At 69.4% G+C, this 12,200-nt stretch carries 11 protein-coding genes; 6 read left to right on the top strand and 5 right to left on the bottom strand.

The genetic code is table 11. From position 1 onward, the window contains the following. Positions 1 to 17 precede the first annotated feature (17 nt). Positions 18 to 542: a YbaK/EbsC family protein gene (locus AB0J46_RS18755; RefSeq protein WP_364333066.1), complete on the bottom strand. Its 525-nt coding sequence runs from the start codon at positions 540 to 542 to the stop codon at positions 18 to 20. A 130-nt stretch (positions 543 to 672) separates the two neighbouring features. Between AB0J46_RS18755 and AB0J46_RS18750 the strand changes: the two genes are divergently transcribed. Then, positions 673 to 2,097 (top strand): CCA tRNA nucleotidyltransferase, encoded by a 1,425-nt coding sequence (locus AB0J46_RS18750; protein WP_364333063.1) that lies wholly within the window; start codon positions 673 to 675, stop codon positions 2,095 to 2,097. Here the strand turns inward: AB0J46_RS18750 and AB0J46_RS18745 are convergent. After that, positions 2,077 to 3,366 carry an MFS transporter gene (locus tag AB0J46_RS18745; RefSeq protein WP_364333060.1) on the bottom strand — a complete coding sequence of 430 codons (1,290 nt, stop codon included), beginning with the start codon at positions 3,364 to 3,366 and terminating at the stop codon, positions 2,077 to 2,079. The genes AB0J46_RS18750 and AB0J46_RS18745 overlap by 21 nt on opposite strands. Positions 3,367 to 3,461: 95 nt before the next feature. Between AB0J46_RS18745 and idi the strand changes: the two genes are divergently transcribed. Continuing rightward, complete coding sequence (idi, locus tag AB0J46_RS18740) at positions 3,462 to 4,046, top strand: isopentenyl-diphosphate Delta-isomerase (protein WP_364333057.1); 585 nt, start codon at positions 3,462 to 3,464, stop codon at positions 4,044 to 4,046. Between the two features lie 26 nt (positions 4,047 to 4,072). Here idi and AB0J46_RS18735 read toward each other — a convergent pair whose 3' ends face one another. Both AB0J46_RS18735 and AB0J46_RS18730 read right to left on the bottom strand, forming a co-directional pair. Next, on the bottom strand, positions 4,073 to 5,152 hold the full coding sequence (locus AB0J46_RS18735) for an inositol-3-phosphate synthase (protein ID WP_352362269.1): 1,080 nt from the start codon (positions 5,150 to 5,152) through the stop codon (positions 4,073 to 4,075). 13 nt (positions 5,153 to 5,165) lie between these two features. Beyond that, positions 5,166 to 5,750 carry a PadR family transcriptional regulator gene (locus AB0J46_RS18730; RefSeq protein WP_352322949.1) on the bottom strand — a complete coding sequence of 195 codons (585 nt, stop codon included), beginning with the start codon at positions 5,748 to 5,750 and terminating at the stop codon, positions 5,166 to 5,168. Between the two features lie 133 nt (positions 5,751 to 5,883). Here AB0J46_RS18730 and AB0J46_RS18725 point away from each other — a divergent pair, with 133 nt between their 5' ends. The 4 genes from AB0J46_RS18725 (at position 5,884) to AB0J46_RS18710 (ending at position 11,341) form a co-directional block, all read left to right on the top strand. Further along, positions 5,884 to 6,270, top strand: coding sequence for a DUF5318 family protein (locus tag AB0J46_RS18725; RefSeq protein ID WP_352322948.1), 387 nt, complete (start codon positions 5,884 to 5,886; stop codon positions 6,268 to 6,270). 231 nt (positions 6,271 to 6,501) lie between these two features. Then, on the top strand, positions 6,502 to 8,967 hold the full coding sequence (locus tag AB0J46_RS18720; RefSeq protein WP_364333052.1) for a transglycosylase domain-containing protein: 2,466 nt from the start codon (positions 6,502 to 6,504) through the stop codon (positions 8,965 to 8,967). After that, entirely contained in the window at positions 8,964 to 10,280 is a 1,317-nt protein-coding gene (locus tag AB0J46_RS18715) for a glycosyltransferase 87 family protein (RefSeq protein ID WP_364333049.1), read from the top strand. Before AB0J46_RS18720 ends, AB0J46_RS18715 begins: the two co-directional genes overlap by 4 nt. Continuing rightward, positions 10,277 to 11,341, top strand: coding sequence for a mannosyltransferase family protein (locus AB0J46_RS18710; protein WP_364333046.1), 1,065 nt, complete (start codon positions 10,277 to 10,279; stop codon positions 11,339 to 11,341). The genes AB0J46_RS18715 and AB0J46_RS18710 overlap by 4 nt, the downstream gene beginning before the upstream one ends. 75 nt (positions 11,342 to 11,416) lie before the next feature. Here AB0J46_RS18710 and AB0J46_RS18705 read toward each other — a convergent pair whose 3' ends face one another. Next, positions 11,417 to 12,160, bottom strand: coding sequence for a deoxyribonuclease IV (locus AB0J46_RS18705; protein WP_364333043.1), 744 nt, complete (start codon positions 12,158 to 12,160; stop codon positions 11,417 to 11,419). Positions 12,161 to 12,200 lie beyond the last annotated feature (40 nt).

The following is a 12,200-nucleotide window of genomic DNA, read 5'->3' as shown; positions in this document are numbered from 1 at the left end:
CCCGCAATGGTACGGGTTCAGTGCCGCGGCGCGACCGCCTCGCGTGTTCCCCGTGGTCGGGGCGTACGCAGGTCGACCGTCTTGCCGGTGAGGAGATTCAGCAGGTCGAGCGCACGAAGACAGAGCGCGGTGTGCCGTTCGCCGGTGGCGGTGAAGACCGCCATGTCGTCGGCGACGAGCCGGTCGTCGATGAGCACCGGCAGCGTCTCCGGCAGCAGCAGCGGGCAGACGAGCCCGTCGGTGTAGTCGGTGGCCGAGTTGACCAGGAAGGCCGGCGCCGGCCGCACCTGGCGGGCGCCCAGCAGGCCCCCGACGACGCCGGGCTGGGGCGGGGTCGCCGCGGTGGCGACGACGGCGACGACGACCTCGCTGCCGATCCTGGTGGCGACGTCGAACACGGTGACCACGACGCACCGCCCGGGCTCCGCGCGGACCGTCTCCGGCAGTTCCTCCGCGCAAGTCATGGGGCGCGGAAGGCGTACGATCTCATGATGGACCTGGTGTGCGAGGAGCCAGCGGTGGATCGCGAGGGCGTCCTTCATGAAGTCCTCCTCCGTCTCGCCCTGTTCCATGGCCCCCGACGGTCCCCAGACCGAAGGTAACCCGGACCTGATGTGGCTCGGGGGATATGTTCCGGAATCGAAGGACCGACAGGGTTTGTCCGACTCAACAATGACCGAAAGCCAGCAGCGGGCGATGCACGACCTGTTCCGCAAGATCGCACCGGTTGCCGACGAGCTCGGCCGCCTGTTCGCCGACCACGGCCACGAGCTGGCCCTCGTCGGCGGCCCCGTGCGCGACATCCTGCTGGGCCGCGTCGGCAACGACCTCGACCTGACCACCGACGCCAACCCCCACAGGGTGCTCGACGTCGTCAGGGACTGGGCCGACTCCGTGTGGACGATCGGCATCGACTTCGGCACCGTCGGCCTGCGCAAGGGCAACTGGCTGATCGAGATCACCACGTACCGGAGCGAGTCCTACGACCCCAAGTCGCGCAAGCCCGAGGTCGCCTACGGCGAGACGCTGGAGGCCGACCTGGAGCGGCGCGACTTCGCGGTCAACGCGATGGCGGTGCGCCTGCCCGGCCACGAGTTCGTCGACCCCTACGGCGGCCTCGACGACCTGCGCGCCAAGCGGCTGCGCACGCCCGGCACCCCCGAGCGCTCGTTCGCCGACGACCCGCTGCGCATGCTCAGGGCCGCCCGGTTCGCCTCCCAGCTCGGCTTCGGCGTCGACCGGGCCGCCCTGGCGGCGATGACCGCGATGGCCGAGCGCATCGAGATCGTCTCGGCCGAGCGCATCCGCGACGAGCTCGACAAGCTGCTCTGCGGCGCCAATCCGCGCGAGGGCCTGCGCCTGCTGGTGGAGACGGGCCTGGCCGCGCACGTGCTGCCCGAGCTGCCCAAGCTGCGCCTGGAGATCGACGAGCACCACCGGCACAAAGACGTCTACGAGCACAGCCTGACCGTCCTCGACCAGGCCATCGCCCAGGAGGAGGACGGCAAGCCCGACCGGATCCTGCGCTGGGCCGCGATCCTGCACGACATCGGCAAGCCCAAGACCCGGCGTCACGAGGCCGGCGGACGGGTGTCGTTCCACCACCACGAGGTGGTCGGCGCGCAGATGACCAAGAAGCGCATGACCGAGCTGAGGTTCCCCAAGGACGTCGTGGCCGACGTCTCCCAGCTGGTCGAGCTCCACCTGCGCTTCCACGGCTACGGCACGGGGGAGTGGACCGACAGCGCCGTGCGCCGCTACGTGCGCGACGCCGGCCACCTGCTCGGCCGCCTGCACAAGCTGACCAGGGCCGACTGCACCACCCGCAACAAGCGCAAGGCGGCGGCGCTGTCGCGCACCTACGACCAGCTCGAAGAGCGCATCGCCCGGCTCGCCGAGGAGGAGGAGCTGGCCAAGATGCGGCCCGAGCTCGACGGCAACGAGATCCAGGCCGTGCTCGGCGTGGGCCCCGGGCCCGTGGTGGGCCGGGCGTACAAGTTCCTGCTCGACCTCAGGCTGGACAAGGGCGTGCTCGGCAAGGAGGCGGCCACCCAGGCGCTGCTCGACTGGGCGCGGTCAAACGGCCTGGGAGCGTGACGACGACGTCGTGACCATCCGGTAGGCCAGCGCCGCAACGGGGTAGCCCACCGTGATGATCACGACGGCCAGGTACGACTTGCCGTTGGGTGGCAGGATCGCCGCCGAGAGCGCGGCGGCCAGCACGTACATGCCGTTGAAGAGCATGTCGTAGAGCGAGAAGGCGCGGCCGAGATAGGCGTCCTCGACGTCGCGCTGCACGGTCGTGTCGGCGCAGATCTTGACGCTCTGCCCGGCCACGCCCAGCACGAAGCCGGCCACCGGCAGCCCCCACGTCTGGAACGGCAGGACCAGCGCGCCCGCCAGCACGCCGGCCGAGGACAGCGCGATGACCACCCAGGGGCCGATGCCGAACCGCTCGGTCGCGTACGGGGTGATGATCACCGCGAGGAAGTAGCCGAAGCCGGAGGCGGCCACCACCAGGCCGATCCCGCGCAGGGCGGCGTCGGGGTCGCCGTCGGTGAAGTAGTAGCGGTAGAGGATGATGCCGAGGGCGGTGGCCATGCCGTACAGGAAGCGGTGGGCGGCCATCGCGCCCATGGTCGCCGCCGCTTCGCGGTGGCGCGCCAGGTGCCGGGCGCCGTCGACCAGGCCCACGACCACGTTGCGCAGGGCCTCGCGGGCCTGGGGCTGGTCGGGGTCGTAGGAGGGGCCGAGCAGCGCGCGGTCCATCGTGCGGGCGACCAGGGCGCTCAGCCCGAACATCACGCCGGACACGGCCAGCAGCAGCCCGATGCCCCGGTCGCCGTCGCCGAGCACCTCGCGCAGCAGGAACCCGACGCCCGCGCCGACGAACGTGACCACGGTGCCGCAGGTCGGCGTCACCGCGTTGGCCGCCATCAGCCGGTCGGACGGCACCACGTGCGGCAGCGAGGCGCCGAGCGCGGCCAGGAAGAACCGGTTGACCCCGAGCACGCCGAGCGCGGCCGCGTAGAAGACGGGATCGGGCGCGTCGGAGGCGACCAGCGCCGCCGCGACCAGCAGCAGCCCCCCGCGCACGAACGGCGCAATGACCAGGATCTGCCGCCGCGACCACCGGTCGATGAACACCCCGACGAACGGCCCGAGCACGCTGTACGGCAGGAACAGCACGGCCAGGCCGGCGGCCACCGCCAGGGCCGTCGTCTGCTTCTCGGGGCTGAAGAAGGCGAAGTTCGTGACGCCGAACTGGAAGATCCCGTCGGAGAACTGGGAGACCAGCCGCGTGCCGAACAGCCGTCGGAAGTCACGGCCTTGGAGGACGACGCGGAGATCGGCGACGAATGACACCCCGTCAGCCTAGCCGGGCGCACCGCGGCATAGGATGCGCCGGAGGTGGCCGGGCGGGTTCCGAACGCGCATGACGATCTCGTACGCTTCAAAGCGTGACCACTGAGGAACACGTTGTGCTGGTCGACCGCGAGGGGCACGCGCTCGGCACCGCGCCCAAGACGTCGGTGCACGGCCGGGAGACCCCGCTCCATCTAGCCTTCTCCAGCTACGTCTTCGACCCCGAGGGCCGCGTGCTGCTCACCAGGCGGGCCAGCCACAAGATCACCTGGCCCGGCGTCTGGACCAACAGCTGCTGCGGCCACCCGCTGCCGGGCGAGGCGCTCGGCCGGGCGGTCATCCGCAGGCTCTCCTACGAGCTGGGCCTGCACGCCGGCGGCGCCGATCTCATGTTGCCCGGCTTCTCCTACCGCGCCGTCATGGGCAACGGCATCGTCGAGCACGAGCTGTGCCCGGTCTACCGCGTCACGGTCGACACCCCGGTGGCGCCCAACCCCGACGAGGTGGGCGAGGTGCGCTGGATGCCGTGGAAGGAGTTCGCCGAGGGCGTGCGCAGCGGCCTGCTGGCGATCTCACCGTGGTGCAGGGAACAGGTGCCGCTGCTCAGCGAGCTGGGCGCCGACCCGATGACCTGGTCTCCCGCCTCCGACGACGAACTGCCCCCCGCCGCGCGCGGCTGAAGCCGCGGCCGCGAGGGGCCCACAGGTCAGCGCTCGACCTCGCCCCTGATGAACTTCTCGACGTACTCGCGGGCCTCGTCGTCGGAGTACTGCTCCGGCGGCGACTTCATGAAGTACGACGACGCCGACAGGATCGGGCCGCCGATGCCCCGGTCAAGAGCGATCTTGGCCGCGCGCACGGCGTCGATGATGATGCCGGCCGAGTTGGGGGAGTCCCAGACCTCCAGCTTGTACTCCAGGTTCAGCGGGGTGTCGCCGAACGAGCGGCCCTCCAGGCGCACGTACGCCCACTTGCGGTCGTCCAGCCACGGCACGTGGTCCGACGGGCCGATGTGCACGTCGGCCTTGCCCATCTCGTGCGGGATCTGCGAGGTGACCGACTGCGTCTTGGAGATCTTCTTCGACTGGAGCCGGCTGCGCTCCAGCATGTTCATGAAGTCCATGTTGCCGCCGAAGTTGAGCTGGTACGTGCGCAGCAGCTCGACACCGCGGTCCTCGAACAGCTTGGCCAGCACGCGGTGCGTGATGGTGGCGCCGACCTGCGACTTGATGTCGTCGCCGACGATCGGCACCCCGGCCTCGGTGAACTTCTCGGCCCACTCGGGGTCGGAGGCGATGAAGACCGGCAGCGCGTTGACGAACGCCACCTTGGCGTCGATGGCGCACTGCGCGTAGAAACGGTCGGCCTCCTCCGAGCCCACCGGCAGGTACGACACCAGCACGTCGACCTGGTTGTCGCGGAGCACCTTGACCACGTCGACGGGTTCCTCGTCGGACTCCTCGATGATCTCGCGGTAGAACTCGCCCAGACCGTCGAAGGTGTGGCCGCGCAGCACGGTCACCCCCGTGGGCGGCACGTCGGTGATCTTCACGGTGTTGTTCTCGCTGGCGACGATCGCCTCGGACAGGTCGCGGCCGACCTTCTTGGCGTCCACGTCGAAGGCGGCGACGAACTCGACGTCACCCACGTGGTACTCACCGAACTTCACGTGCATCAGGCCCGGCACTCGTGCGGCCGGGTCCGCATCCTTGTAGTAGTGGACGCCCTGGACCAGCGAAGACGCGCAGTTGCCGACGCCGACAATGGCCACGCGAACCGAACCCATCGCACTCGCTCCCTTACTCATCAGTTGACGTGGTATCTCTCTCGGGCCCTTCCGAGGCCCGCCGCTCCGTGGCGATCAGCTCGTTCAGCCAACGCACCTCGCGTTCGACCGACTCGAGCCCATGGCGCTGCAGCTCGAGCGTGTAGCTGTCGAGCCGTTCCCTGGTACGGGCCAGCGCCGTGCGCACGCTGTCGAGGCGCTCCTCCAGGCGGCTGCGGCGGCCTTCGAGGATGCGCAGGCGCACCTCGGCCTCCGTGTGCCTGAAGAAGGCGAAGTGCACACCGAAGCTCTCGTCCTCCCAGGCTGACGGGCCGGCCTGGGTCAGCAGCTCCTGGAGGCGTTCCTTGCCCTCCGCGGTGAGCTTGTAGACGATTTTCGACCGGCCGCCGACGATCGTGGCGGGAGCGGGCTGCTCCTCCACGATGAGGCCCTGGGCCAGTAGTGATCGCAGACAGGGGTACAGCGATCCATAGGAGAACGCACGGAACATGCCCAACAGGGCGTTGAGCCGTTTGCGCAGCTCATAGCCGTGTAGCGGCTGTTCGTGCAGCGACCCGAGCACGGCTAGCTCCAGAACTCTGCCTTGTCCGCTGGCCACTGGAACCGCCCCCTCTCGCGTCGATGTATCGAGTCGATACATCCAGAGGATACGTCGATTCGCTATAAGGCCGCAATCAAAGGATTTGCCAAGCCGTTGGGATGATTCGGTAAAACGCCGTAGTCTGGCGCTCATGTGGTCACAGCGGAGGGTGGTGGACTACGGCCTCGCCAAGCGGGCAGCGGTCCGTTCCCTTGAGGTGGGCCGTGCCTCGCGCGGGGACCTCTGTGACGCACAGCCGTACCTCCTTCGCGCGGCCCGCGTGTTCGGCGAGCCGACCGAACGTCTCTGCCCGGTGTGCGAGAGGGAGAACGTCACCAACGTGACCTATGTCTTCGGCGATTCGCTGGGACGGCATGCCGGTCAGGCAAAGGCCACGTCAGAGCTTGTCGAAATGGCCCATGATTACGATGAGTTCCGGGTGTACGTCGTCGAGGTCTGCCAAGGTTGTTCCTGGAACCACCTGACGGTCTCGTTCGTCCTCGGCAACGGACCGCCAGACCTCGTCGGCCAACCGTGAACACCGAGGGCGGCGAGTCACCTCACGCCCATACGCCGTTTTTATCCGACGACGATGCGAGGACGTGTGAGTAACAGCATGAATGAGGGGACGGCCCGCCCGGGAAGGCGCCGTCGCTCCAACTCATCCCGTTCTGTGCCCCCAGGTTCTCCTCCCCAAACCGGCGATTCCGATTGGGGCGCCTCGCAGCAACAGCGTCGTCCTGAAGCCGCGTACGAGCAGACGGGCGCGATGTCCGCGCAGCCGTACGGCGACCCCGCCTCCGGGCCGCAGCCCCAGCGCGGGGCGCCCCAGGGGCGCGAGGAGCCGACGCCGCGCAGCCGCTCCCGGGCCCGGCAGGACACGCGTTCGCTGAGCAACCAGGAGACGATGGTCAGCGACGCGCCGCCCAGGCGCTCGCGCCGGGCGAGCGGGCAGGGCGAGCCCCCCGAGCCGCCCGGCCCGCCGGTCAGGAAGCGCGGCGGCTGGCGCCGGTTCGTGCCGAGCTGGAAGATCGTCGTGGCCAGCGTGGTCGTGCTGGCGGCCGGCATCTTCGGCATGATCATGGTCGCGTACAACCTCACGCCGGTGCCCGAGGGCACGCAGGCGTCGGCGGTGGCGCAGCAGAGCACGCTCTACTACCGCAACGGCAAGGTCCTCGCCAAGCTCGGCGTGCCCCGGCAGACCGTCACCATCGACAAGATGGCGCAAACGGTCAGGGACGCCACGGTCGCCATCGAGAACAAGACGTTCTACGAGGACTCCGGCGTCTCCATCTCGGGCATGGCCCGTTCGGTGTGGATGACCGCGACCGGCCAGCAGCTCCAGGGCGCCTCGACCATCACCCAGCAGATGGCCCGCGGCTACTACGACGGCCTCAGCCAGGAGGTCTCCGTCAAGCGCAAGCTCAAGGAGATCTTCGTCGCGGTCAAGCTCAACCAGTCGCTGTCCAAGGATGAGATCCTCGCCCGCTACCTCAACACCGTGAACTTCGGCCTCGCCTACGGTGTCGAGGCCGCCTCGCAGGCGTACTTCGGCAAGAGCGTGCACGCCAAGGACCTGACCCCCGAGCAGGGCGCCTACCTGGCCGCCCGCATCCAGCGCCCGAGCTGGGGCCCCGACGACCCCGGCCTGCGCGAACGGTGGAGCACGACCATCAAGTACATGGCCGAGCAGTGGCCCCAGAAGTACGGCGACCTGCCGGCGAAGGCGAAGTTCCCGAAGATCCGCAAGGGCGAGACCAAGGAGCTCTACGCGGGCCTGCGCGGTTACATGATCACGCAGGTGCTGGAGGAGCTGAAGCAGCGCAAGCTCACCCCCGACATGGTCAGGAGCGGCGGCTACCAGATCACCTCCACCTTCGACGAGAACCTCATGAAGGCCGCCAAGACGGCCGTCGAGGCCACGACGGCGAACATGTCGAAGGAGTTCCACGCCGGTCTGGCCGCCGTCGACCCGAGGAACGGCCGCGTCCTGGCCTTCTACGGCGGCTCCGACTACCTCACCGACCCGTTCAACGAGCCCTTCGACGCCGAGAAGCAGGCCGCGTCCGCGTTCAAGCCGTACGTGCTGGCCGCCTGGCTGCAGGCCGGTTACTCGCTCAAGAGCTACGTGCCGGGCAACCAGACCGTGCCGAAGGTCATCCCCGGCCAGCAGGACGGCGGCTTCCGCAACAGCCACAACGTCGGCCAGGCCGTCGATGTGGTCAAGGCCACGGCCGAGTCGGTCAACACCGCGTACGTGTCGATGGCGTACAAGCTGCCCAGGAAGCTCGACGAGGTCAAGGAGCTCGTGGAGAACGCCGGGTTCGACAAGGGCCGCATGGACAAGGACGTCGAGGACCACCAGTTCCAGTTCGCCATCGGCAGCGCCCCGGTGACGCCGGTCGAGCAGGCCGCCGGATACTCGATCTTCGCCAACGGCGGCAAGTACACCAGGTACCACGTGGTCCAGGACGTCAAGCTCAACGGCCAGGTCGTCTACCCCGAGCAGCGGACCTCGACCAGGGTCATCGACGCGGAGGTGGCCGCCGACGCGACGACCGCCATGCAGGAGGTGCTGAGGAGCGGCACCGCCCGTGGCCAGGGGCTCGGCAACCGGCCCGCGGCCGGCAAGACCGGCACCAACAACAACGAGAAGGAAGCCTGGTTCGTCGGTTACACGCCGCAGATCTCCGCTGCTGTGGGGTTCTACCGCGAGCGGTGCGTGACCAAGACGGGCAAGACCGTTCAGCCCCGGCACTCGAACTGTCCCGAGACCCCGAACGAGAAGAAGCCGAGCAAGAAGTACGGCCCGAACAACCGGTACACCACGGCCGTAGAAGCCCCGCTCGGCTTCGAGGGCGCCGGCCCGCCCACCGCGACCTGGCGGCGGTTCATGCTCGCCGCCCACGAGGGCAAGCCGATCGAGCAGTTCCCGCAGAAGGCCGACATCGGCCTGCCGGAGAACATCGTGGAGCGCCCGGTGCCGACGCCGACGCCGACCGCCACGAACCCGTTCGACGACGGCTCGGACAACCCCTTCGACGACGGCAGCGACCAGAACTGCCTGGTCGCGCCGTGCAACGACGACAGCGGTGACGTCACCGACGACTCCCAGGACACCGGCATCCCCGAGGCCGACGACCACGGCATCCTGAGCGGCGGCGGAGGCGGCAAGGTGCCCGACTCCCGGCCGACGGGAACCTCGCAGATGAGCGCCCGACACGAGGAGTGGTGACCACGACCGAGGCACGCGTCCCGCTGGCGGCGCGTGCCGTGCCGTACCTGCCCCTGGGGCTGATCGCCGCCCTGGGGGCCGTCCTCGGCTACGTCGTGCGGCTGCCGTGCCGGACCGGTGGATGGAACGACCAGGTCCAGACGTACACGAACTTCTGTTACACCGACATCTACCCGCTGTACTTCGACCGGCAGCTCGCGACCCAGAACCCGTACTTCGCCGACGTGCCGTTCGACAAGCAGGTCGAGTACCCCGTGGTGCTCGGCGAGGTGATGCAGGTCATCGCCTGGATCTCGCGGAAGCTGGAGCTCGACCAGGTCGCGCAGGCCGTCCGGTTCTACGACCTCACGGTCCTGCTGCTCGGCGTCTGCCTGGTGGCCGGCGTCCTGCTGATGGCGGCGGTGGCCGGGCCCACCCGCCGGTGGGACGCGTTGTGGTACGCGATCTCGCCCGCCGTGATCCTGGCCGCGTACATCAACTGGGACCTGGTCGCCGGCGCGCTGTCGATGGGCATGCTGCTGGCCTGGGCGCGCAGGCGGCAGGTGCTCGCGGGCGTGCTGCTCGGGCTGGCGATCGCGACCAAGTTCTACCCGCTGATGTTCCTCGGCGCGCTGTTCCTGCTCACGCTGCGGACCGCGCGCTGGCGGCCGTTCCTGGTGACGCTGGGGTCGGCCGCGGGGGCCTGGCTCGTGGTGAACGTGCCCTTCATGGTCTTCGCCTGGGACGGCTGGCGCCGGTTCTACGTCTTCTCCCAGGAACGCGGGATCGACTGGGGCTCGCCGTGGCTGTTCTTCCAGCGCAAGGGCTGGGGGGTCCTGGGCGAGGCCGACGTCAGCACGCTCGGCATGGTGACGCTCGCCGCGCTCTGCCTGGGCATCGCCGTGCTCGCGCTCACCGCGCCGCGCCGGCCCCGGCTGGCGCAGCTGTGCTTCCTCGCCCTGGCCGCTTTCATGATGACGAACAAGGTGTGGTCGCCGCAGTTCGTGTTGTGGCTGGTGCCGTTCGCGGTGCTGGCCAGGCCCAGGTGGAAGCCGCTGGCGTTGTGGCAGGTCGCCGAGGTCTGGTACTTCGCGGCGATCTGGCTCTACCTGCTCGCCCAGCCCCCGCTCAGCAGGGACGACCTGGGCATCGGGGACGACACGTACTTCACCGCCGTCTGGGGACGGGTCATCACCATCGGGATCATGATGGCGTTCGTCGTCCGTGACATCCTGCGGCCGGAACGGGACGTGGTGCGCCAGGACGGCGTCGACGACCAGGCGGGCGGGGTGTTCGACGACGCCCCCGACCGGTTCGTGCTGAAGACAAGATGATCACCCGCTCGGCCGCTCGGGACGCGCTGCTGCTGTGGCTCGGATCGCGGGCCGGGCTCCTGGTGTCGACGCTGCTCGGCCTGACCCTGGCCGAGTACGCCGGCAAGTGGCGCCAATGGGACGCCGGCCTGTTCGTCACCATCGCCCAGTACGGCTACGACGGCGAACCGGGCAAACCACCCGACGACGGCCTGCCCGCGTTCTTCCCCGGCCTGCCGGTCGTGCTGCGCGCGGTGCATCTCGTGGTGCCCGACTGGGCGATCTGCGGGTTGCTGATCTCGCTGGTCGCCGGGGCGGTGGCCATGGTCGCGCTGGCCCGGCTGGCCGAGTTCGAGGGCGCGACCGGCTGGATGGCGGTGCTGGCGCTGCTGCTGTTCCCGGTGGCCGTGTTCCTGGCGGCGGGCTACAGCGAGTCGTTGTTCCTGGCCTTCGCGATCCCCGCGTGGCTGGCCGCCCGGCTCGGACGCTGGCCGCAGGCCGTCCTGCTGGCGGCGGGGGCGTCGTGCGTGCGGATCACCGGCCTGTTCCTGGCGGTCGCGCTGGCGGTGGAGTTCGTCAGGAGCAGGGAGTCGTGGCGGCGGGCCGGCTGGCTGGCGGTGCCGTTCCTTCCGCTGGCGGCGTACTCCTTCTACCACTACCGGCGGTCGGGCGACTGGCTGGCGTGGAAGCACGCGCAGGAGGCCGGCTGGGGACGCGACTTCGTCTGGCCCTGGGAGGCGTGGCGCACGACGTGGAACTCGGCCATGGGCACCGACGACTTCGCGGTGGCCTTCCGCATGGAGATCGCCGGGGCCGTGCTGGCGGTGGGCGTGCTGGTGTGGCTGCTGGCGCTGCGCAGGTGGAGCGAGGCCGTCTACTGCGGGCTGCAGGCGGCGGCGCTGATGACCTCGGCGTACTACCTGTCGATCCCGCGCTCGCTGCTGCTGTGGTTCCCGCTGTGGGTCCTGGTCGCCAAGGTCGCGACCAGGAAGCCGTGGGTGATCGTGCTGTACGCGATGATCTGCGGGCCGCTCATGTACCTGAACGCGGCCCGCTTCCTCACGGGCGCCTGGGCGGGCTGAAGTCTCTACCCGTTTCTTCGCCTCGGTAATCCAGGGAAGTTATCCACAGGCTGTGTGTTTTCGGCCGGGAGACGTTCAGAGGTTCTTGCGCAGGAACGCGATGTCGTCGGCCTGGCCCTCGCCCGGCGTCTCCACCACGACCGGGGCGCCCGCCGCGCGGCAGACCGCCAGGATCAGCTCCGGGTCGATCTTCCCCTGACCCAGGTTGGCGTGCCGGTCGGCGCCGGAGTCGAAGTCGTCGCGCGAGTCGTTGCAGTGGACGAGGTCGATCCGGCCGGTGATCGCCTTGACCCGCTCGACCAGGTCGACCAGCTCCTCGCCGCCCGCGTGCGCGTGACAGGTGTCGAGGCAGAAGCCCACGTCGAAGCCGTCGAGCGCGTCCCACAGACGGGCGATGCGGTCCAGCTTGCGGGCCATGGCGTTGCCGCCGCCGGCGGTGTTCTCGATGAGCACGGGGATCGGGCACTCCATGCGCTCGAACACCTTGCGCCAGTTGTCGAAGCCCACCTGCGGGTCGTCGCTCTTGTTGACGTGGCCGCCGTGCACGACCAGGCCCTTGGCGCCGAGCCCCGCGGCCGCCTTGAGGTGCTGTTCGAGCAGCTTGCGGCTGGGAATCCTGATGCGGTTGTTCGTCGTGGCGACGTTGATCAGGTAGGGGGCGTGGATGTAGACGTCGACGCCCTCGACCGGCTTGTCCGGCAGCACCGGCTTGGCGTAGCCCTGCGGGTCGCCGAGGAAGAACTGCACGACCTCCGCCCCGACCCGTTCGGCGTGAGCGGCGGGATCGTCCTGGTCGACGTGAGCTCCGATACGCACCATGTCAAGGAGCTTATCCGTTTGGCGGAACCGCCTCCGGGAA

Origin of the sequence: Nonomuraea sp. NPDC049758 (genome assembly GCF_040674635.1) — a bacterium.
Lineage (GTDB): Bacteria > Actinomycetota > Actinomycetes > Streptosporangiales > Streptosporangiaceae > Nonomuraea.
Note: the sequence above shows the minus strand (reverse complement) of the source record. Positions and strands in the feature narration are given on the sequence as shown.